This is a genomic window from Rhizobium sp. NLR10b, from assembly GCF_019685435.1.
Lineage (GTDB): Bacteria > Pseudomonadota > Alphaproteobacteria > Rhizobiales > Rhizobiaceae > Rhizobium.
This window is the reverse complement of sequence record NZ_JABDWV010000026.1, coordinates 21,301-42,108: the sequence shown is the minus strand read 5'-3', so window position 1 is coordinate 42,108 and position 20,808 is coordinate 21,301. Positions and strand designations below refer to the sequence as shown.

Here is a 20,808-nt window from a genome sequence, read left to right as displayed (position 1 = left end):
ACCAACGGCGGCGCCTGAAGGCGCCTTCGACGGCGACTTTACATCGGGCAATCCCGAAATCCTAATCCTCGAACGCCGCCGGACGAGCGGTACAAACGGAGTAAGACCATGCTGGATATTCTGAAGACCACTGATATCAAGGCCAAGACCGAAGTCGTCACGATTTCGGACGTAGAGCGTGCCCGCGAAGACGCCCTTCGCCAGCGGTTTGCTGATTTCTGGGCATCGGCCACGAGCGACCTGCGCACCACTTACGAAGCGTTCATCTCGGCAAGCCCACTTGTGGACGGCGTAAGCTTCGAAGCTGTCGATGAGGGTGGCGTCAGCGGCTGGTGGGTTCGTCCGGAACAGGCAAGCACCTCCAAGGCATTCCTCTATATCCATGGTGGCGGCTACGTTCTTGGTTCGTCGCAAGCCTATCGCGGTTTTGTAAGCCAGATCGTTGCCCGCACCGGGGTTCCGGCTTTCATCCTCGAGTATCCACTTGCGCCTGAAGCGTCTTTGCCGACGGCGCCGAACACGGCACTAGCTGCCTGGGACTGGCTTATCGCTCAGGGCTTCCAAAAAATCGCTATCGTCGGCGATTCTGCCGGCGGCGGACTTTCGCTGGTGACGTTGACGCAACTCGGCAACGGGAACTCGGACGTGAAGCCAGTCGCCGGCGTCGTGTTTTCTCCCTGGGTTGATCTGACCCTCTCTGGCGCTTCGATGGTGGATCAATCCGTTGTCGATCCGCTGATCGGTTATGACTACCTCAAGGACTGCGCCCAAAAATATATCGGCTCGTTCAGCGCCTCCGATCCGCTGGCGTCGCCTCTGCTGGGTGATCTTAAAAAACTGCCGCCATTGCTGATCCAGGTCGGCACCGATGAGCGCCTGCTCGATGACTCCCGGCAATTCGCCGACCGCGCAGCTCAATCTGGCGTCCCTGTCCAGCTCGAGATCTGGGAAGGCATGCACCACGTTTTCCAGCTCGACGTCGAGCATATCGAGAGCGCCAGAACAGCACTCGACCGTGCAGCACAGTTCATGCTCGCCGCTTTCAACCGTGGTTGAGGCGAAATTGGGCCAACTGCTAGAGGAGATGGATATGCCAACCGTTACCACATATGACGTCATCATCGCAGGAGGAGGTTCTGCCGGCGCGGTTCTGGCGAACCGATTGAGCGAAGATGCCAGCAGGAAGGTCCTGCTCATCGAAGCCGGCCCGGCCTATGCGGCCGCCGACTTTCCCGACGTCATCGCTAATGCGAACCGCGTGGGTGGCGATGCGGAGCATGACTGGGGCTACCGCACGCAGGATCATTTTGGTCTCGGGCATGATGTCAGGGCATTGCGCGGCAAGGTTCTCGGTGGTGGTTCGGCTGTCAATGCGGCTGTCGCAATGCGTGCGCGCAGGTCCGACTTCGCACGCTGGACAGCTCGCGGAGTCAAGGGCTGGACCTTTGAAGACGTCCTGCCAGTCTTCAAATCGCTCGAGAATACTCCGACCGGAGATGACGCCTGGCACGGTCGTTCTGGTCCGTTCCCGATCCGACAGAGAACGATGGGAGAAAATACGCCGTCGATGCAAGCCTTCGTGTTGGCGGCGGAAGCTGCAGGCCTCGCCCGTATCAGCGATTTCAACGGTGCCGAGCAGAACGGGGTTTCGCCCTATCCGCTGAACGTCGTGGATGGCCGCCGGATCAACACCGGCATGGCCTACCTAACGGACGATGTGCGTTGCAGGCCGAACCTTACAGTTATGGGGCATGCCGAGGTCGATTCCATCCTCCTTAGCGGGCGTCGTGCCATTGGCATCAAGCTCATCGGCGGGGAGACGATCACCGGCGGCAAGATCATCCTGTCCTCCGGGACCTATGGCAGCCCCGCTATCCTCATGCGCTCCGGTATTGGGCCGTCCTCGCATCTGCGCGAGCTGGATATTCCGGTTGTCGTTGACGCACCCGTTGGAAACCTGCTGAAGGAACACCCATTCTACTACAATATCTACGCTCTGAAGCCGGATGCCAGTTCGATGACGCCAGCGGCAGGGGCCATTGTCTGGACCAATTCCAGCGAGGCTGGCCCGGATGAGCTCGATCTACACGTCTCGGGAACGCATATCTTCGACCCGGCTCAAAGTCCGACGGGCGGTGCGATTGTGCTTGCCTGCTCGGTAACACTGCCAAAGTCCAACGGATCGATCCGCCTTGCTAGTCGCGATCCACGCGCCATGCCGCTGATCCGCTTCAACTTCTTCCAGGATCCAAGCGATCTGCGCCGGATGATGGAAGCCGTAAAGCTGTCGCGCCGGATCGGCAGAACGGCACCCTTCAGCGACATGATCGAGATGGAGATGTTCCCTGGAAAGGATGTCGATGACGACGCTTCGCTAGAGAAAGCGATCATCGAGCAGGTCGACGGCTATTCTCACCCCACGTCCTCCGTTCCGATGGGAAGTGCCGAAGATCCTACCGTCGTCGTTGACGAGAATGGAGCAGTCCGCGGTACGGAAAACCTGCATGTGGTCGACGCATCCATCATGCCCGATATCGTTTCAGCACCGACCAATGTGACCACGATCATGATGGCCGAGATGATCAGTCGAAGGCTCTGATCGAACGAGCCAAACGAATGATCGGGTAACCTGAATCTATGCCGGCGCGTCACGAGAGGGTGCCCCGGCATCTCTTTGCCAAAGTGCGGGTCGAGGCCCGAGATTGACAGCTATTGGAGAATTCCGATGAGATGGCTCACCGTATTGTTCTTTCTGCTCATCGCTTCCGCGTCTTCGGCCCAGGCGCTCTTTGAGAAGAATTCATCTTCGTCGATCGCGGCACCCGCCCAGGTTACGCAGGCGAAGATAGATGATTTGATGCGTCTTTTGCAGGACGCCGATGTCCGTCGGTGGATACAATCGCAATCTCAGCCGGCGATCCCGATTTCGGCGAGTATGGCGTCGCTATCAGCTTTGCCATAATTACTGTTCCAAGCGACCAGCAAAGCTTCCTTCGGCGAAGCGCCTACCCGCGGCGCCATCCAGCTCGCAAGCAACGTGACGAAGGGACCGGCGACCGCCGCCGAAATGCCCACCAGCCCGCCAGTTCTCCCTCCTTTGCAAGGGGGATGCGCAGATCCTGCGAAACCAGGGGAAGGAGCCCGACAACGATGAATACGGAGGCAACAACGATTGTTATCGCCGGTGCAGCAAAAGCAGGGCTTTGTTCAAGAGATGTTCGGAATGGTCGCCGGCGGAGTTCATGCGTTTGCTCCACCGTCCACAACGATACCCGTCCCGTTGATGGACCGCGCTTCGTCGGTTGCGAGGAAAGCAAAGGCTGCGGCGACATCCTCGGCCCGACCATATTGCTTGATGGCCATGCGCTGACGTTGGGCTTCGGCGTGAGGACCGTCGGCGGGGTTCATGTCAGTATTGGTCGAGCCAGGATGCACGAGGTTGACAGTGATACCGCGCGGGCCGAGATCGCGGGCTGTGCCCTGCGTCCAGGCGAGCAACGCTGCCTTACTAGCGGAATACAAAGCCTTGCCGGCGTCCGGCACGCGTGTGGCCAGATTGCTGCCGGTCGAGATGATACGGCCGCCGTCAGACATGTGGGGCAGCGCTGCCTGGCTCGCGAGGATGACCGCCCGCACGTTCACGTGCAGCATGGCGTCGATTTGCTCAAGAGTGACCTCTTCGAGCGTGCCGTAGCTGATAATGCCGGCATTGTTCACGAGGACATCTAGGCCGCCAAGTTCGGAGGCGGCCTGGTCAACCGCCTTCTTGATCGAGATCGGGTCGGCAGCATTCATTTGGATTGTGACGGCGCGGCCGCCGCCTGCTTCAATTTCGTTGGCGATGGCGTTGGCGGCCTCGGCTGACCGCTCGTAGCCGATGGCGACAAATGCGCCTTCCGCTGCGAAGCGGCGTGCGATTGCGGCGCCGATGCCGCGGCTGGCGCCAGTGACAAAGGCACGTTTACCTGTAAGCGATTTCATAACTTGGCTCCTTCTTTGATGATGAGGCCGGCCAGCGCTCGAGCCGAATGGATCGGCTGCCTCGCTTTTTCCCGTTCTCATGGCAAGAAGTTAGTCACTCACCGCGCGTCTCAGAAGATAGCAAAAACATAACTTAGCGTCCATGACATTGGACAATTAGAGACGTCAGAGATCGCACGTATTGGCCGTGAACGTTCTGGAATGTTGAGTTGGTCAACCCCCGTGCGGAGTGCACAGAAGTGGGCACTCCGGTAAGCAGTTTGGTCGAAATGCTAACGTAAGTTGGCAATGGGAGCCTTCGTGGATAACACTGATGGAGGCTTTACATGACTATCTACAATGTTTCGCTCATCGGCTTCGGAGGGGTTAACCTGGCGGTTGCCGAACTCATCGCAACCAAAAATGAGCAATGGAAACGCGAGCTGGGGTTCGCTTTTGTCAACGGCGGATTAAAAACCTGCCACGGAGCGGAGCAAAAGTCGGCCACCATAGCGCCGGCATGAGCCCCCGGGAGGGCGTAGCCCGAGCGGGGCTCATGCCGGGGCGGCGATTTTTTGAGAAGAGTTTTAGCCTGCCTTGCGGGCTCGGCTTTGGGCGAGACGATAGCTGTCGCCGTTCATTTCGAGAATGTTGACATGGTGGGCGATGCGATCGAGCAGCGCGCCGGTCAGACGTTTGGATCCCAAGGTCTCGGTCCATTTGTCAAATGGAAGATTGCTGGTGATCAGGGTGGCACCGCGCCCGTAGCGTGGTGAGATTAACTCGAACAGCAATTCCGCGCCAGTCTTGGACAGCGGCACGAAGCCCAGTTCGTTGATGATCAGCAGCTTGTAGGTGGCCATCTGCTTCTGGAAGCGGAGCAGACGCCGCTCGTCACGGGCCTCCACCATTTCACTGACCAGAGCGGCCGCTGTGGTGAAGCCGACAGAGAGGCTTTTTTGGCAGGCCGCCAGCCCGAGGCCGAGCGCCACATGCGTCATGCCGGTTCCACTGGGGCCGAGAACGATGACGTTGTCCCGACGCTCGATCCATTCGCAGCCTGCATCTTGTTGAGCTTGTGGATGGCAGCGAAGTCGAAGCTGTCGAGGCTTTTCACGACAGGGCATTTAGCAGCCTTGATCCGGCGTTCGACCTTATGGCGATCCCGTTCGATCATCTCCCTTTCGGAGAGCCGGAACAGGTAGCCGACATGATCGGCGTGGACGCGCCGAAGGGGGTGTAGACGATGGCAAAAGCCGCAGCCGCGAACAACAGGACGACCTACACCGTGAGCAAGCAGCGCAGGACAGGTTTTCCCGCCCGGTGAAGAAGAAGACCGGCAATTCTGGACATGAGGACCACCAAGCAGAACATTGGCAGTGCCAAAAGCTTGGGAAGAGCGCCAGAACTCCCCATCGCTACAGTCGCGCCGAGCGTGACGAAGTTTCCGGTTACGTGAGCTGGGAACAATCCTTGGAGTGCGAGAAAGCCTGCGGTGTCAACGTAGCCACCATTGAAGCTCAGCAGCACGGATAGCGGCATGCGTTTCATGTAAATCTCCTCAGCAGAAAGAATGGCCCGCCATCCGAGCTGGAGGGCGGGCAAAAGGCGTTCATGCCTTGATGAAGGCGAGGAGGTCCGGATTGATTACATCGGCGTGCGTGGTAAGCATTCCATGCGGATAGCCCTTATAGACCTTGAGCGTTCCGTTCTTGAGAAGCTTCACCGAAAGTTCCGCGGAGTCGGCGATCGGAACGACCTGGTCGTCGTCGCCATGCATGACGAGGGTCGGGACGGAGATCTTCTTGAGGTCCTCGGTCTGGTCGGTCTCCGAGAAGGCCTTGATGCCGTCGTAATGGGCTTTTGCGCTGCCCATCATCCCCTGGCGCCACCAGTTTTGAATAACGCCGGGATAGACCTTGGCGTCCGGGCGGTTAAAGCCATAGAAGGGCCCGGACGGGAAATCCAGAAATAGTTGCGCGCGGTTTTCGGCGACGCCCTTGCGGATGCCGTCGAAGACCTCCATCGGAAGGCCGCCAGGGTTCGACGCTGTCTTGAGCATCAGCGGTGGAACGGCGCTAACGAGTACCGCCTTTGCCACGCGTCCCTGTGGCTGGCCGAACTTCGCCACATAGCGGGCGACTTCGCCGCCGCCGGTCGAATGGCCGATGTGGACGGCGTTCTTGAGATTCAGGTGTTCGACCACGGCCGAGGCGTCTGCTGCGTAATGGTCCATGTCATGGCCGTCGGACACTTGCGCAGAGCGACCATGGCCTCGACGGTCGTGCGCGACGACACGGTAGCCCTGCTGCACGAAGAAGAGCATCTGCGCGTCCCAGTCGTCCGAGGAGAGCGGCCAGCCGTGGTGGAAGTGAATCGGCTGAGCGTCCTTCGCACCCCAGTCCTTGTAGTAGATCTTCACACCATCTTTCGTGGTTACAAAACCATCTGACATTTCAAAATTTCCTTGTTTGCTGAAGTTGGATACTGATTTGGAGAAAGCGATGCCGGGGACTCCGGCGCCATAGACCACCTTGCCACCGACCATCGTGAGGTCAGAGGTGAGGAAGGAGATCTCATCTTCCGCGCAAGCGAAGAAGTCCTTATCTGGCACGATCAGATCTGCGAACTGACCTTCTTCGATCCGGCCTTTCTTGCCTTCTTCGTTCGAGAACCAGGTGACCTTTTCCGTCCACATGCGCAGAGCCGTCTCGCGGTCGAGGCAGTTGGCGCGGGGATAGAGCTGCATGCCGCCGACCGTCTTGCCAGTGACCATCCAATAGAGGGACACCCACGGATTGTATGAAGCGACGCGCGTTGCATCCGTTCCGGCGGAGACATTGACGCCTTTCTCAACCGCCCCGGCGCGAGCCGCAGGGTCATCGCTCGAACGCGCTCTTCAAAGCCGCTACGGCATACGAAACGGCTCCTTGTGCGGCCGGGGTATCTGCCAGCGGGTCCAGTACTGCAAAATCATGGATCGTGCCCAGGAACCTTACCGCGCTCACTCTTACTCCGGCCTGCATCAGTTTACGCGCATAGGCCTCACCTTCATCTCTAATCACGTCGTTTTCAGCCGTCATGATCAATGTTGGCGGCATCCCTTCAAGGCTGCGAATAGACGCGTCCTTTGGGGACGGTACGTGCACGCTCGCCGATGGTGCAAGCTCGTCAAAAAACTGCGACATCAGCTTTTCCGTCATCCAGGGTCCTTCGGCGAAGGACTGGTAAGACGGTGTATCAAACTTGTCGGAGAGGGCAGGATTGAAGAGGATCTGGAGCAAGATCACGGGACCGCTGCGGTCTTTCGCCATCATGCACAGCGACGCAGCAATGTTTCCGCCAATGCCGTCCCCAGCGACAGCTATACGGGTCAAGGAACAGAAGATTGATAGCTTGCCACAGCGTACGTTTGACGGGAATTCAGCGACAGCTCTATACACTATGGGAAGCGCAGGTTGACTGTGACGGTGCGCGGCTGCTCCGGTGGCCCTGAGCAGCGCAAGTCGGCCGATGCCGGTTGAAAGACGCGCCGAAGATTGAGACGTACCCGCACGATGGACCAGTGGCGTTTCCAACGGATGTGACCCTGCCGATCCACCGCGTCTGGTCCGGAGCTCTTCAACTGCTGCAAGACGGCGTACCCGACGGGCCGCGGGTTCGCATCCCTTCAAGAGCTGTAGTACCTAGTGATTCAGCTTTGAGCCTATATGAGCGCCAAGGCTAGCGCTCGGTCCTTGGTAATCTTTGCCATGTAAGGACAAAGGATCAGGGCTAGATGACTTGAAGACCCGTTAGCAGGCTCTCATCCCCGGGCCAATTCAATCAGGAGGTCTGCCGCCCGCCCATTCTTGCGCACCCGGGACGCTACCAAACCGAAGCGGCGACACAACGACGGATCGAGCCGCGCCGTCCGGAGGCCTTTCCGTTTCTCGGGTAGGGTCGATTCCGGTACGAGGCTGACGCCCACACCTGCCCTGACCAGCGCCACCGCACTGGTCCAGTCCCGCACCTCCATTCGCACATCTGCGAGCGAAAGGCCGGCTGCTTCGGCGAGGGTTCGGGCATGGACGTGGCACCCCCCGGTAGCGAGCACAAACGGTTCCGCAGCCAAGTCAGCGAGCGAGATGGTTTCACGTCGTCCAAGGCGATGCGCCGTTGGTAGAACAGCGATCCACGCATCCTGTCCAATCACTACGGCATCGCTGTCCGCTCGCGGGTTGAGGACGACGCCGACATCGATGGATCCGGCCTCAAGCCAGGCCTCGACCTCCCTGTCATCCGTTTCAAGTGCAATCAGTTCAATGCCTGGATGGAGGGAGCGGAAGCGTCGCAGGAGAGGCGGCAGCACAGTGGAGAAAACACTCGGAAAGGCCGCGATCCGAACGGAGCCGGCTTCCTCGCCGGCGGCCTCGGCAGCCTCCTTTCCGATGGCGTCCAGATGCGCCAAAGCAGCGCGGGCATGGTCGAGCGCTCGCTCTCCAAAAGCAGTGAGTTCGACACCATGCCGGTGGCGCGCCAACAACTTCACGCCCAAGCTTTCCTCCAGCATCGCCAGCGCCTGGCTCATGCCTGATTGCGTGACGCCAACATTCGTCGCTGCCGCGGTAAAGCTTCCCGCCTCGGCGACCGCAATCAAACTACGGATTTGGGTCAGGTTCATAGTAGCAACGCTTATATCAGAAATCTAAGGCAGTAATTTTTCTTATTCCAGGGGATCTGTCAATGTCCGCCAACCGCCGATAACAATGGAAACCTCCTATGAAACTTTATTTCGCCAGTGCCACCTGCTCGTTCGCTCCCCACATCGTGCTGCAGGAATTGGGGCTTCCCTACAATCTCGTCCGGGTCGACAACCAGACAAAGCTCATGTCAGAGCCTGGCGATTTCCTGACCATCAATCCGAAAGGCTACGTGGCGGCGCTCGCGCTCGACACCGGGGACGTTCTGACCGAGGGGCCGGCGATTCTCCAGTATCTGGCGGACCTGAATCCGGGTTTGGGTCTGGCTCCAGCCAATGGCACCGTGGAGCGCGCCCGGCTCCAGGAATGGCTCAACTTCGTCACCAGCGAGATCCATGCTGGATCGAGCCCGCTGTTCAACAGAGACCTGCCGGAGACGGTACGGGATCTCTTCGAGATAAAATTGACCCGGCGCTTCGATCTCATCGAAACCGGTCTCGCGACGCGGGAGTATCTGATGGGCGACCGCTTCACGGTCGCGGACGCTTACCTCTTCACGGTCCTCGGCTGGATGAAGGGCTTTGACATCGACCTCGGCCACTGGCCGAAAGTCGCAGCTTACATGCGGCGGATTGAGGTTCGCCCTTCGGTCGCGGCGGCGCTGGAACGGGAAGCCGCAGTCCCGTTCGTGGCATGAGCAAACTGCCTGGTAGAACAGGCGAGGGCCGACGTGCGCCGCGCGGTGCGGCCGCGACATCAACAATCGGTTTCGCGTCGATGCCTTCCAAGAGTGTCGGACAAGCCCGAGGTGATTGTTTTCATCACATCGGGCGCGCTTCTATCCACGCCATAGACGAAGCCAGGAAAATCCAATGTCTTCTGGATTTCCCAGATGGCTTCGTGCTGATCCGGCGACAGAATCTGCGCGGGGTCACCGACAGCGACCCATCCGATCGGCACGGTCGAGCCCGGTTCCAACCGCGTTCGCAGGTGCACGGTTGCGTTGATGCGGACTTCCGATCCATGTCCGATCTGCGCCCCGTGGAACACGGCGGCTCCGGTGGCGACAAAAGCTTCGGCGTCGATCTGGGCGCCAACCACATGGCTGTTTGGACCAACGATAGAGTGGTCCCCAACGGAGCAATCATGGCGACTGGTGGCGCGGATAACCGCGTTCTCGAACACGATGCAATTGCGTCCGATGCGTATGGACCCCCCGGCTTCCGCCACCAGGCGAGCGCCATGCATGATCCTGCTACCTGCGCCGATAACAACATCGCCACAGACCGTCGCGTCCTCAGCAACCCAAGCCTCCGGATCGATTGATGGCGACCGTTCTTCGTACGACAAAATCATGGTTCTTGATCTCCTGCTTCTATCTTGGCCACTACAAGGATGCCCGTATACTTTCGAGATGCCAGACCTTGGCAACGATCCGCCAGCCGTCAACGCCCCGCACGAAGCAAAGATGATCGACAAAGACGTTCGCATGAATCCGCAACCTCACCTTTACGGTGGCCGCAGCCGGCGAAAGCCAGTCAATCAGGATGATCTCGTCTTCGCGATCCTGCGAGCGGCTTGCGGGAGATTCACGCTTTGCGATCACCTGGCGATAGTCGGCGATCGGGTCAACCGTAATTGTGCCTTCGTCCGCGTCGAACAGGCTGCAGGCGGGATGAAAGACCTTGTCGAAGAGTATGAGATCGCAGGCGTAGAGGGCATCGAAATAGGTCTGTATTGCGTCTAGCAACTCGGTATCGCGGTTCATTGCGCTTCCTCCGTGGTTTGTTGGCCAGTGACCCGTGTCGCACGCCGACAACGCGAGTTGCCAGTGGCAGAATTGCCAGATAAGACGGCATTCATGCCAAAAAACGAGATCCAATCCTTTCCTGCAAATAAGCGTGTGGTCAGCCTCGTCTATGATGGTCTCTGTACCTTTGAGTTCGGCATCACGGCCGAGGTTTTTGGACTGCATCGGCCGGAGGCAGGACCCGGCTGGTATCAGTTCAAATCTGTCTCGCTGGAGGATCAGGTTCTTCAAGCCTGCGGTGGTCTGGCGATTACTGCGACAGGCACTGAGGGCGATCTGCATCAGGCAGGAACGATCATCGTCCCCGGTTGGCGCGGGCCCGATGCGCCTGTGCCCGACCAGATATGTGACGCCCTGGTCCGCGCTCATCGGGGCGGCGCCCGGATCGTCTCCATCTGCGGCGGCGCCTTCGTGCTGGCAGCTGCAGGCTTGCTCGATGGCCGCCGTGCCACGACGCATTGGCGTTTCGCCGAGCACCTGGCCCGCCGCTATCCTGCCATCGAGATGGACGCGACCTGTCTCTATGTCGATGAGGGTGACATCCTGACATCGGCGGGCAGTTCGGCTGGCATCGATCTGTGCCTGCATATCGTCCGGACGGATTTCGGGGCGGAGCTTGCCAACAGCGTGGCGCGCCGCCTGGTGATGTACAGCCATCGTCAGGGCGGCCAGTCCCAGTTCATCGAGCGGCCCGTGCCATTGAGGCGAGAGGCCGATCGGCTGTCGTCGATCCTCGATCACATTCTGGCCAACCTTCAAGATCCGCACACAATCAGTTCTCTCGCCCGCCACGCCGGTATGAGCGAGCGTACTTTTCAGCGTCGCTTTCAGTCCCTGACCGGTTTATCCCCGCTCAAGTGGATCCTGAGGGAGCGGCTGGAGCAAGCCCGCATCCTGCTTGAAACCAGTACTACCGCACCTGATGAGATTGCCAGAGTGACCGGACTTGGAAGCGCCGAAAACCTGAGACTTCAGTTTGGTCGATGTTATGGGGTCAGCCCCGTGATTTACCGTAATCGTTTTGCCCAACGGCCGGTAAATGACCAGACGCGCCTCAAGCGCACCAATCAAATTTCTCCAATTTAATTGAGGTGAACACCGTCCCCGCGACTGCACGATTCATGCGACAAGAAATATGCCGCGAATATGTGGTTCGACGGTAGCTTCCGATGAACCCGCCGGGGATTGCTGTGCTGCCACTTTCGGAGGCGGCATGCGCGTGCCAACGGCGAATAAGATGGCGCTGAGCCCCGCAAAACCGGCAAACAGCAGGAACATGCCAGCCCCGCCAAACGCACCAAGCATGGCGCCGCCGAGTGTCGGTCCGATGAAGTTGCCGACAGTCGAGAACGAATGAGCACCAAAATAGCTGCCTCTGTTTCGGTCGTTCGCAATTCCGTCGACCAGCATGTATTCGCAGGGCACAACCAGAATCTCTCCGATCGTGAAGACAACCATCGCGATCGCCAGCCCCCAAAACCCGGCGGCGCTCATGAAGCCGATTTCACCCAAGGCAAACAAAATGCAGCCGATCACGAGGCCGTTGAGAGCGCCCGCGCGTTCGAGGAACCTGCGGGCAAATGGATTCCCAATCAGGACAACTGCGCCATTGATCGAAACGAGATAGGCATAAATTTCCATGCCTCCAGCGACATGGCTAGTGAGGTACGGAGCGAGCGTCGCTGACCACTGGCCATAAACCGCCATCAGCAGGGTGCCGCCACCGACAAAGAGGGCCAGCCGGGGATCGCGGATCGCAGCCCTAAGGCTCTCCAGCAATGGGATGGGTGCGGTTGCCTGAGGAACTTCATCACGTTGATAGATGGGCACATGCAACAGCTGCAAGGCGATGGCGAACGCCACATAGACAGCGCCTGCAATGATGAAAAGAGTGGTGGAGGCCGCACCCGCGGCAATGCCGATCAGCGGGCCGATGGCCCAGCCGGCATTCGTCGCAGTGTAGCGCCATGAGAAATATTTGAGGCGCAGCGGCTGCGGGCACACGTCGCTCATCAACGCGCGCGATATCGGCTCATAGATCGCGAGCGCGACTGCGGCAACGACCTGGGCAAAGCAAAAGGCGACGACGGTTTCAGCCAATCCCATACCGATCAGCGCAAACGCCATTGAAAACAGGGTGAGCGTCAGCATAGTCCTGCGACCGACCCTGTCCGACAGGGAACCAGCGAAAGGAGCCGCGACAGCGCCCAACAGCGGACCAATACCAAGCAGCGCACCGATAACGGCAGGACCGAGCCCGAACGACTGTTGCAGTCTGATGGCCAGGAACGAGAGCGTCATTGCGCGTGCGATGGTCACAAGTCCTGATCCTGCAACCAGAAACAGGACGTAGTTCAGTCGTTGTTTCTCCTGCTTCATTGCACCCTCATCAATATTGTTGTCGGGGCGGCATAACCGCATTCTTGAAACTTCCGGTCTCTTGGATCAAATGATAGGGGGATCTTTTGCAACGCAAAGCGTTGTGGTCTGGTTTGTCGCGAATGCGGTCAAATAATGCGCTCCTCGGGAGAGAATCGGATCGCGAGCAGGATGAGCAGACCGACCCCGACAGCCATCATGACCCAGGCTTGTGACAAATCATCTGAACGGCCGCGCAACCAACCGGCTGCAAAGGGCATGATGCTTGCGATCATGTAGCCGCCTCCCTGGACGAAGGCCGAGAGCCGACCGGCACTTGCCGGTTCGTCGGCGTGGTCGAGTGTCACGATCAACGACAGAGGAAACAGCGCGCCGATCCCCAGCCCAAGCAGGATCATCGCCGGAAGGGCCAAAGTCAGTGGCATGATGATAAGGCAGATCAGGCCCCCGAGGATGGAGCAGAGAGCGGCGGCCAGCGGTCCCCGCCGATCAGGAAAGCGGTTGATGAATGCCGATACAGCAAGACCGGCTATAACCTCCATCAGCGTAAGACCCGCGAGCACATAGCCGGCGACATCTTCGCTGCGCCCCAGTTGAACATAGAAGGGTGGCAGCCATGCCAGGACAAGCGTATAGGCGCCCGTGCCTACGCCAAAAAAAACGAGCAGAAGCCAGGCTCTGCCGCTTCGTGACGGTGGTCGACCAACGGCTTGGCGGAATACCGTCCGTTGCACGGAGGCATACGAAGACGATGCCCCTTGCCACAGAACAAGGGCAAGGAGCGCAGGCAGTCCCCACAGTCCCAGCATTGCTTCCCAGCCCACGAAACGGGACAACCCGGCGGCTGTCGCGGCTGCCAGGGTTGCGCCCCCCATGATGCCGGTTGAGTACAATCCCATGATGCGGCCTGCATCGAGCGGGAAGACCCGCTTGATGAACCCAGGCATCAACGCTTGAACGGCAGCAATGCCCAGACCGCTTGCCGCCGCACTGGCAAGAAGCCCGGCGCTGGAAAACCAGAAGAGCCGGGCTACGCAGGCAAGCGCGATGATCGCCACCCCGAAAGCAATGCCTCGTCCTTCTCCTGTCCATCGCTGCAGGGAAGAGCCGGCCAGTGCGCCCAGGCCCATCAGAAAAACCGGAAGCGTCGTCAGCGCCCCAGCGCCGGTCGATGTCAGGTCCGATCCTGCTTCGATCCGGTCGAGAACGGGGCCCAAAGCCGCAAGTGCCGGCCGCAAGTTCAGCGCAACAGCGACAACGGCGATAATTGCAAAAGTGTTCGAGGTGAAAAACCGCTGAGCGATGTGTGGTTGATCGATGTCTGAATTATGCATATGATATTATCGCAACAGAAAGAATCTTAATATCGAGATATATCATATGGAAGAAGATTTCAAGAACCTGGACCGGGCAGCATCTGCGGCAGCGCAGTGGAGACCGGAAGCCTCCTGGTATCGACCCGTTTCCAATGGAGATGCTGGGGTGCCTGGGAAACGTCCAGCTCTCACCAGCTTGCCCGAAAGTAAGTGAGGATCCGGAGTTGTCCCACACCGTCACGATCAGAGACGCGACCGCAGGCGATAAAGCGTTTCTGTTTGGTCTTGCGCCTCGTTTCTATAGCGTGCCACGTCCCTCCTGGCACACGCTCGACACGATGAAAGTTTTCCAGGAAAGATTTATCGCCTCGACCTTGGAGGAGGCCGCTCCGGGCGCGCTGACTCTCATTGCTGTAACCGCTGAAGATCGAGCGCTTGGATACGTCCATCTGATCCCAGGTCGCGATGGGGTAACCGATGAGGCATGCGGCCACGTCGCCATCATCGGCGTTGTTGAGGAAGCTGAAGGAACAGGTGAAGCCCGTCGGCTGATCAATGAAGCACAGATGTGGGCGCGCCGACAGGGATACAGGTTTCTGAACCTGGACGTATTCGCCGACAATAAGCGCGCTGTCCACTTCTACGAGCGTGAGGGTTTCATGGCCGAATCTATTCGGATGGTCAAACCCTTGTAAGCTCCCGTTCCAGTCTATGCCCGATGCCATCGCGTTCCCGGACCTGAGCTCTGAATTTCTTCGCAATATTATGTCCTCTCTCACGGAGCCATATCATGGCACTGAAGATCTCTCGACCATTCCGGCGGTCTATATGAAGCTCTCACTCAAGCTCTTTTCCTCGGGCCTGGTTGCGCTGGTCGTTCTGCCGGTCGCCGTGAGCTATGTCTACGAGATGCTGTCGCGGCATTGGACCTGGGCAAAATACCCGACCCCGGGCAGACTGATTGACATCGGAGGACGCAATATCCACCTCGATTGCCGTGGACAGGGATCGCCGGCCGTCATTTTCGAGGCGGGACTGGACGGTTACGGGACGCTTTCGTGGGCTAAGGTACACGACAGCGTCGCCCGCGTGACCCGCGCTTGTGCCTATGATCGCGCCGGAATTATGTGGAGCGAGCCGAAGTCCTCGCCGCAGCACGCCGATGCCGTGGCAGAGGATCTTCAGGCCGTTCTGCTTAATGCCGGGGAGAAGGGACCTTTCGTTCTGGTCGGCCATTCGATCGGTGGACCTTACAGCATGGCCTACACCCGGAAATTCGGCGATCAAGTGGCGGGCCTGGTGTTCGTCGGCGCCTCGCATCCGGATCAGGTCGCCCGATTCGCCGAAGGCGCAAACGGCCAGCTGGACTCCACCAGTGAGGCCATGCAGTTCGCGGCGAGCCTTGCACGGACCGGGATCATCCGCCTCATGGCGACGGCTGACGGAGCACATGATGTTCCGGTACACGTCACAGAGAAGGCGAAGGCCTTTATCAGTACATCGCTGGCGGCCGTGGTGTCCGAGAATTTGAACGTCGATCGTAGTCTGGAGCAGGCCGGCAGTCTCCGCACGCTGGGTGATCGTCCGTTGCTCGTGCTCACGGCAATGGCGCCGCTCAGCAACGACGCTCTAAAAGCAGAGAACATGTCACGGCATGACGACACACGTCGTCGTGAGGTTTGGAGGAAGCTGCATGAAGACGAGTCTTCCTGGTCAACGCGCAGCCGGCACCAGCTGCTGGCGGATTCCGGACACTACATCCAGTTCGCTCGGCCCGATGTGGTGGTTGCCGCCGTTCTCGATGTTGTGAATACCGTGCGGCTGGAAAACATCCGTGTGGGCGATCTGCGTTGATGGCAAGTTGTCCCGCCGGGGTCTCACCTTCTCAAACGAAAGGACGAGGAGGACATGTCAGTTAAACATCTTCCGGTTTTTGTACTGCTGGCAGGATGGGAATCTATCGATGAAAGAAATCAGTGCTCTAAAATCACCTTGGTCAGGTACTCGTTCAAGTCCCGAAAATCGTTAACCGTCCACGCATGGGACGGTAGTTTTACACCGTTGGCTCGCAGGGTGTCAGGAATCAGATTTCCGTTCGGGCGGAGGATTACCGATGATACAATGACACCCGGGTAGTCGAACAGGCGCTTCCTGAACGTGGCAGTGGTGAGGTCTGGCGTTGGTGGAACACTTTTGTCAGCCAGAGGTCCCGTACCTTTCGCATCTGTTCCGTGGCATATGGCGCATCTTTCAGAATAGAGCCGCTTACCGTTTCCACCGTCGGCAGAAGCGGATGATCCCCCGCAAAGGAAGAGTGTCAAGGCAACTCCCGAAGCGACATATAATTCGAAAAACCGGGATCGGTTAATTGCAGACAATTTGGACTGTCCTTGCTTCGTTTGATTCCCGTCAGGAGAAGCGTGTATGACTTGGGCGCGGTGCCCGGAAGAAGTGACTACGATGTTTTCAACCTCAAGCCCGCAAGTAGCTTGATCGACAGGGCGTTGAACTGTTGCTGCTCGGCCGCCGTCAATCCCGCCAATGCGAGACGCTCGTTTTCGACATGCTTTGCAAGCATGGTATCGATCAAAGAGACACCTTTCGGTGTCAGTGCCACCAGTATGCCACGTCGATCGGTCGGATGGCGCCGCCGCTCCACCAGGCCTTCTCGCTCAAGCCGGTCAATGCGAGCCGTCATGCCGCCGGAGGAGAGCATGGCGGATTCATAAAGCCGGGTAGGCGTAAGTTCGTACGGTGCGCCTGAGCGGCGCAGCGTTGCCAGAACGTCAAACTCCCCGCTTTGCAAGCCATGCTCCATAAAAAACGGAGTGAGGCGATCACGCATGATGAGTAGGGTAATTTCGCCCAGCCGCCCGAGCAATTCCATGGGAAAGGGATCAATGTCCGGACGCTCTTTCCGCCATTGCTCGGCTGCTGCCGAGGCAGCGTCCAGATTGTTGATGGTATGACTCATTAACGTAACTCGAGTTCAAGAAGCTTGCTGGAAAGAGAGTAGCATGTATTAGCGCTCCTCACGAAGGTCTCAAGCCAGGCTTTCGTGATCCCGCCTTCATGTCGCCAGGGCATTGTCCCAGGAACGTTGCTTCGCCAATTGAGGAAAAGCTGTCCTCTTTACCATCAAGTCCCGTGAACAAAGCGACGACTGCGTACCGGTAGTATTTCTGAAAATCACCGTCATACGTCACGGTGAGCTTTGTTTCGCCCGTCGCAGGGGAGTGGCAGATCGCTCGCAATTCCCCGGCTGCCCCGTCCGTTTCACTGTCGGTTGTTTTGCACTCCTGATCAAATCCGTTCCAGACATCGGTGTCTATAAAGTGAGTGTTTGTATCGTCAACGCAAAGAGAACCGTTGATGAACGGATTATCCGGAGATTCGAACCCCCATAGGCCTGATTGCCGCTTCGGCAGTTCGGTAGCGGTCGCTCCCGTGGCGGCACAGAGGGTCGCAAGAGCGCAATATGCGAGGATCTTTAAAAGCATGCCGATTTGGCCCGTTGGTTCATACTCGGCGAACGTTCTGTTTTGATGCCGCCCATCAGAAAACTGTTGATGCCTTCAATCATAATATATATCTCGATGTCAAGAATCTTTTCATAGAGAGTTACGACATGCTCCGACGTCCAGGTGTGCTGCGCGAAACCTAACACCTCGCTCTTACTTACTGAGTGCTTCTCACAATCCGGTGGTTGCCATCGCGCCGAATTTGCGGCATCCATCGATAAAGGGCGCTCGCTAAAATCGCTTAGTGAGTTGAAATCGTTCAGCGCATCGTCACGTCTGACTTTCGGTTAAAAGAGCAAAGTCGACGTTACTGATCACCTACGCTGCAATGCTTCATGATCAAAATGCCAGATGTTTAAGCTGTTCGGGGATCGTTGAACATCAAGGTCAGTGGTTCGATCCGCATCAAGAGCTTTACCTCCGCGGCTATTCTCAGGCGGCTTTTGCCAGCCGTCGGATCGTCTGCGGCGGCTGTCCATACTGGCGCATGAACGCATCGCGCATGCGCCGAAGATCGACGAAGCCGCACTCTTGCGCAATCTTCTCCATGGGATGACGGGTCTCCGCGATCATCAGGCGAGCGGCCTCAAGGCGGATTTGCTCGACGGCCTTGGCAGGCGTCTGGCCCGTTTCGGCATGGAAGGCACGGCTGAACTGGCGGGGCGAGAGTGCCGCGACCTCAGCCAGTTCTTCGACGGTCAACAGGTTGGCGAGGTGGGTCTTTGCATGGATAAGCGTCTTTTGAATGCGGTCACTGCTGGGCGCGAGTTGCAGCAATTCAGAATGCTGCGACTGCCCCCCGGCGCGGCGATGATGCATCACCAGCCGTCGGGCGATGGCGCTTGCCACGTCGCGTCCCAGATCTTTCTCGATCAATGCCACGGCAAGATCCAGGCCCGCGGTCAGGCCGGCCGATGTCCAGACCGGCCCCTCGTTGATGAAGATACGGTCGTCCTCAACCCGCACATTTGGAAAGGCCTTGCGCATCTCCTTGGCATAAGACCAGTGGGTGGTGGCGCGCCGTCCGTCGAGAAAGCCCATCTGCCCTAGCAGAAACGATCCGGTGCAGAGCCCCGCGACCCGTCGCGATGCCTTGGCCATCGCGCGTAAAGTCGCGAGCGTCGTCTCATCCTGCTGCGGAGGGGGTACGAGGCCCGCCAGAAGAAGCAGCGTGTCCACCTGTCCCACGTCGTTGAGCTTGGTCGTCGGCACGGCAAAACCACTGGATGACATGACAGGTCCGCCTTCGACCGAGGTGATCGAAAGGGTGTAATAAGTCTCATCCCGCAACAGATTGGCCAGCTCGAAGGCGGCCTGCACGCCGAGCGCCAGAAACTGGAAGCCCGGCGTCAGCACCATGGAAACGTGAGGCATTAAGCCCTCCAAAGCGCATGTCCTAAGAACGTAGTTTATACGTCATATCGGACAAATATCGTTTGGTCCATAACGTCCTTGTCGAAAGCGATGGCGCTTTCTCCTCGAACAAGGACAGACCAATGACCAACAAGGGAACTGCACTCATCACCGGTGCGTCCACCGGCATCGGCGCGATCTACGCCGACCGTCTTGCCGCGCGGGGCTACGACCTGATCCTTGTTGCCCGTAACAAGGACAAGCTCCAGTCGCTCGCCTCGGAGATCTCGGACAGGACGAACCGCGCGGTTGAAGTTCTTGTTGCCGATCTGGGCGACGCGGCCGATCTTGCGGGCGTCGAGAAGGTGCTGCGCGAAGACGCCAGCATCACTGCGCTGGTCAACAATGCCGGCATCGGCACCCACACGACGCTGCTGGAAAGCGATGTCGATCGTATGGAGGCCATGGTCCGGCTCAACGTGACCGCCTTGATGCGCCTGACCTACGCGGCAGTGCCCGGCTTCGTGGCGCGCGGCGGCGGCACGGTGATCAACATCGGCTCGATTGTTGCGGTCGCGCCAGAATTGCTCAACGGCGTCTATGGCGGGACAAAGGCTTTCGTTCAGGCGTTCACCACCTCGCTCAACCACGAACTTTCAGACCGCGGCATCCGTGCTCAGGCCGTGCTGCCCGGCGCGACACGGACCGATTTCTGGGCTCTCGGCGGTCTGCCGGTCGAGCATCTTCCCAATGAGATCGTGATGCAGGCCGAGGACATGGTCGATGCCGCCCTTGCCGGGTTCGATCAGGGCGAGACCAGCACCATCCCTGCGCTGCGGGATATCGAGCTGTGGAATGCCTATGAGGCGGCGCGTCGCGCCCTCGGCCCGCAGCTCTCCGCCACCCGGCCAGCTCCGCGCTTTACGACCGCAGCCTGAAAACGTTCCAACCCTCTTTAAAGTGAAAGACTGACCCCATGAAACTGACTGGCAACACCATCTTCATCACCGGCGGCACGAGCGGCATCGGGCGGGGTCTGGCGGAAGCATTGCATCGCCTTGGCAACAAGGTGATATCTCCGGACGGCGCACTGCACTGCTCGACGAAGTGACCGCAGCCAACCCCGGCATGGCGGCCATCGCGCTCGATGTTTCGAGCCTCGACAGCATCCAGTCCGCCGCGAGGGAACTGATCGAGAATCATCCCCGATCTCAATGTGGTGTTCAACAACGCCGGATTTATGCCCTTCGACGATGTCTCCGGACCGGTTGACGACGCCCTCATGCAGGACCTGATCACCACCAACCTGCTTGGGCCCATCCGTGTGACCTCTGCGCTGATCGAACATCTGAAGACGAAACCCGAGGCAACCGTGTTGTACACCAGCAGCGTGCTTGCCTTCGTTCCGATCGCCGGTAATGCGATCTATTCGGCGACCAAGGCGGCGCTTCATTCCTTTGCTCTGTCGCAGCGCTTTCAACTGCGCGACACCACAGTGCGCGTGCAGGAAATCGCCCCGCCGTGGGTGGATACCGACCTGATCTATAAAAGCGGTGACCCGCGCGCCATGCCGCTACCCGATTTTATCGAGCAGACGCTCGTCGCGCTCGCCACAAATGCACCCGAAGTGATCGTCGATGCCATCAAGCCCTTGCGCGACAATCCGGGCGCGAACGAACATGGCTTCTTCGAAGTGTTCAATCGCAGCATAATCGATAACCCGATCCCGGTCAGCGCTTGAGACAAAGGCGGATGGCGCTCGATCCGATCGACATCGGCCAAAATCG

The 20,808-nt window shown here is 58.8% G+C and carries 22 protein-coding genes and 3 pseudogenes; 10 read left to right on the top strand and 15 right to left on the bottom strand.

Features of this window, described 5'->3' with window-relative positions:
* The first annotated feature begins 108 nt into the window (after positions 1–108).
* The 3 genes from HJB91_RS28965 (at position 109) to HJB91_RS28955 (ending at position 2,962) form a co-directional block, all read left to right on the top strand.
* Positions 109–1,056 (top strand): alpha/beta hydrolase, encoded by a 948-nt coding sequence (locus HJB91_RS28965; RefSeq protein ID WP_221156693.1) that lies wholly within the window; start codon positions 109–111, stop codon positions 1,054–1,056.
* 28 nt (positions 1,057–1,084) lie between these two features.
* Positions 1,085–2,599: a GMC family oxidoreductase gene (locus HJB91_RS28960; protein WP_221156712.1), complete on the top strand. Its 1,515-nt coding sequence runs from the start codon at positions 1,085–1,087 to the stop codon at positions 2,597–2,599.
* A 126-nt stretch (positions 2,600–2,725) separates the two neighbouring features.
* Positions 2,726–2,962, top strand: coding sequence for a hypothetical protein (locus tag HJB91_RS28955; protein ID WP_207244664.1), 237 nt, complete (start codon positions 2,726–2,728; stop codon positions 2,960–2,962).
* A 278-nt stretch (positions 2,963–3,240) separates the two neighbouring features.
* Here the strand turns inward: HJB91_RS28955 and HJB91_RS28950 are convergent, their stop codons facing one another.
* A complete protein-coding gene (locus HJB91_RS28950) occupies positions 3,241–3,981 on the bottom strand; it encodes an SDR family NAD(P)-dependent oxidoreductase (RefSeq protein WP_221156710.1) in 741 nt (246 codons plus the stop codon).
* Between the two features lie 326 nt (positions 3,982–4,307).
* Here HJB91_RS28950 and HJB91_RS28945 point away from each other — a divergent pair, with 326 nt between their 5' ends.
* Complete coding sequence (locus tag HJB91_RS28945) at positions 4,308–4,484, top strand: hypothetical protein (RefSeq protein ID WP_221156716.1); 177 nt, start codon at positions 4,308–4,310, stop codon at positions 4,482–4,484.
* A 63-nt stretch (positions 4,485–4,547) separates the two neighbouring features.
* On the opposite strand, the pseudogene istB reads toward HJB91_RS28945, so the two are convergent.
* The 6 genes and pseudogenes from istB to HJB91_RS28915 form a co-directional block, all read right to left on the bottom strand.
* Positions 4,548–5,260 (bottom strand): annotated as a pseudogene (gene istB, locus HJB91_RS28940) (IS21-like element helper ATPase IstB).
* Complete coding sequence (locus HJB91_RS28935) at positions 5,242–5,511, bottom strand: DUF1275 family protein (RefSeq protein ID WP_221156691.1); 270 nt, start codon at positions 5,509–5,511, stop codon at positions 5,242–5,244. Before HJB91_RS28935 ends, istB begins: the two are co-directional and overlap by 19 nt.
* Positions 5,512–5,572: 61 nt before the next feature.
* A complete protein-coding gene (locus HJB91_RS28930; protein ID WP_221156708.1) occupies positions 5,573–6,415 on the bottom strand; it encodes an alpha/beta fold hydrolase in 843 nt (280 codons plus the stop codon).
* Between the two features lie 81 nt (positions 6,416–6,496).
* Positions 6,497–6,829, bottom strand: a pseudogene (locus tag HJB91_RS28925) (amidohydrolase family protein); the annotation flags it as partial.
* Between the two features lie 10 nt (positions 6,830–6,839).
* Positions 6,840–7,403, bottom strand: a complete 564-nt coding sequence (locus HJB91_RS28920; protein WP_311044451.1) for an alpha/beta hydrolase fold domain-containing protein — start codon at positions 7,401–7,403, stop codon at positions 6,840–6,842.
* 362 nt (positions 7,404–7,765) lie between these two features.
* Positions 7,766–8,623, bottom strand: coding sequence for a LysR family transcriptional regulator (locus HJB91_RS28915; RefSeq protein WP_221156687.1), 858 nt, complete (start codon positions 8,621–8,623; stop codon positions 7,766–7,768).
* A 98-nt stretch (positions 8,624–8,721) separates the two neighbouring features.
* On the opposite strand from HJB91_RS28915, the gene gstA reads away from it, so the two are divergent.
* The gene (gene gstA, locus HJB91_RS28910; protein WP_221156685.1) at positions 8,722–9,339 is read left to right on the top strand and encodes a glutathione transferase GstA; all 618 of its coding nucleotides are present in this window, start codon (positions 8,722–8,724) and stop codon (positions 9,337–9,339) included.
* Between the two features lie 59 nt (positions 9,340–9,398).
* On the opposite strand, the gene HJB91_RS28905 is transcribed toward gstA, so the two are convergent.
* Both HJB91_RS28905 and HJB91_RS28900 read right to left on the bottom strand, forming a co-directional pair.
* On the bottom strand, positions 9,399–9,998 hold the full coding sequence (locus HJB91_RS28905; RefSeq protein WP_221156683.1) for a gamma carbonic anhydrase family protein: 600 nt from the start codon (positions 9,996–9,998) through the stop codon (positions 9,399–9,401).
* A gap of 31 nt (positions 9,999–10,029) precedes the next feature.
* Positions 10,030–10,410: a nuclear transport factor 2 family protein gene (locus tag HJB91_RS28900; RefSeq protein ID WP_221156681.1), complete on the bottom strand. Its 381-nt coding sequence runs from the start codon at positions 10,408–10,410 to the stop codon at positions 10,030–10,032.
* Positions 10,411–10,482: 72 nt separating this feature from the next.
* On the opposite strand from HJB91_RS28900, the gene ftrA reads away from it, so the two are divergent.
* Positions 10,483–11,538, top strand: coding sequence for a transcriptional regulator FtrA (gene ftrA / locus HJB91_RS28895; protein WP_409079598.1), 1,056 nt, complete (start codon positions 10,483–10,485; stop codon positions 11,536–11,538).
* A 33-nt stretch (positions 11,539–11,571) separates the two neighbouring features.
* Here the strand turns inward: ftrA and HJB91_RS28890 are convergent, their stop codons facing one another.
* Positions 11,572–12,831, bottom strand: a complete 1,260-nt coding sequence (locus tag HJB91_RS28890; protein ID WP_221156679.1) for an MFS transporter — start codon at positions 12,829–12,831, stop codon at positions 11,572–11,574.
* 128 nt (positions 12,832–12,959) lie between these two features.
* Positions 12,960–14,165, bottom strand: coding sequence for an MFS transporter (locus HJB91_RS28885; protein WP_221156678.1), 1,206 nt, complete (start codon positions 14,163–14,165; stop codon positions 12,960–12,962).
* Positions 14,166–14,371: 206 nt separating this feature from the next.
* On the opposite strand from HJB91_RS28885, the gene HJB91_RS28880 reads away from it, so the two are divergent.
* Both HJB91_RS28880 and HJB91_RS28875 read left to right on the top strand, forming a co-directional pair.
* A complete protein-coding gene (locus HJB91_RS28880; RefSeq protein ID WP_221156676.1) occupies positions 14,372–14,842 on the top strand; it encodes a GNAT family N-acetyltransferase in 471 nt (156 codons plus the stop codon).
* Positions 14,843–14,858: 16 nt separating this feature from the next.
* Positions 14,859–16,001, top strand: a complete 1,143-nt coding sequence (locus HJB91_RS28875; RefSeq protein ID WP_221156674.1) for an alpha/beta fold hydrolase — start codon at positions 14,859–14,861, stop codon at positions 15,999–16,001.
* A gap of 119 nt (positions 16,002–16,120) precedes the next feature.
* Here the strand turns inward: HJB91_RS28875 and HJB91_RS31315 are convergent, their stop codons facing one another.
* The 4 genes from HJB91_RS31315 to HJB91_RS28860 all read right to left on the bottom strand — a co-directional run bounded on the left by HJB91_RS31315 (position 16,121) and on the right by HJB91_RS28860 (position 19,042).
* Positions 16,121–16,468 carry a c-type cytochrome gene (locus HJB91_RS31315; protein WP_409079596.1) on the bottom strand — a complete coding sequence of 116 codons (348 nt, stop codon included), beginning with the start codon at positions 16,466–16,468 and terminating at the stop codon, positions 16,121–16,123.
* A 134-nt stretch (positions 16,469–16,602) separates the two neighbouring features.
* The gene (locus HJB91_RS28870; protein WP_259669982.1) at positions 16,603–17,121 is read right to left on the bottom strand and encodes a MarR family winged helix-turn-helix transcriptional regulator; all 519 of its coding nucleotides are present in this window, start codon (positions 17,119–17,121) and stop codon (positions 16,603–16,605) included.
* A 58-nt stretch (positions 17,122–17,179) separates the two neighbouring features.
* Entirely contained in the window at positions 17,180–17,647 is a 468-nt protein-coding gene (locus HJB91_RS28865) for a hypothetical protein (protein ID WP_221156672.1), read from the bottom strand.
* A 453-nt stretch (positions 17,648–18,100) separates the two neighbouring features.
* Positions 18,101–19,042: a GlxA family transcriptional regulator gene (locus tag HJB91_RS28860; RefSeq protein ID WP_221156671.1), complete on the bottom strand. Its 942-nt coding sequence runs from the start codon at positions 19,040–19,042 to the stop codon at positions 18,101–18,103.
* Between the two features lie 122 nt (positions 19,043–19,164).
* Here HJB91_RS28860 and HJB91_RS28855 point away from each other — a divergent pair, with 122 nt between their 5' ends.
* Positions 19,165–19,959: an SDR family oxidoreductase gene (locus tag HJB91_RS28855; RefSeq protein ID WP_221156669.1), complete on the top strand. Its 795-nt coding sequence runs from the start codon at positions 19,165–19,167 to the stop codon at positions 19,957–19,959.
* A 38-nt stretch (positions 19,960–19,997) separates the two neighbouring features.
* Positions 19,998–20,762, top strand: a pseudogene (locus HJB91_RS28850) (SDR family oxidoreductase).
* The last annotated feature ends 46 nt before the right edge of the window (positions 20,763–20,808 follow it).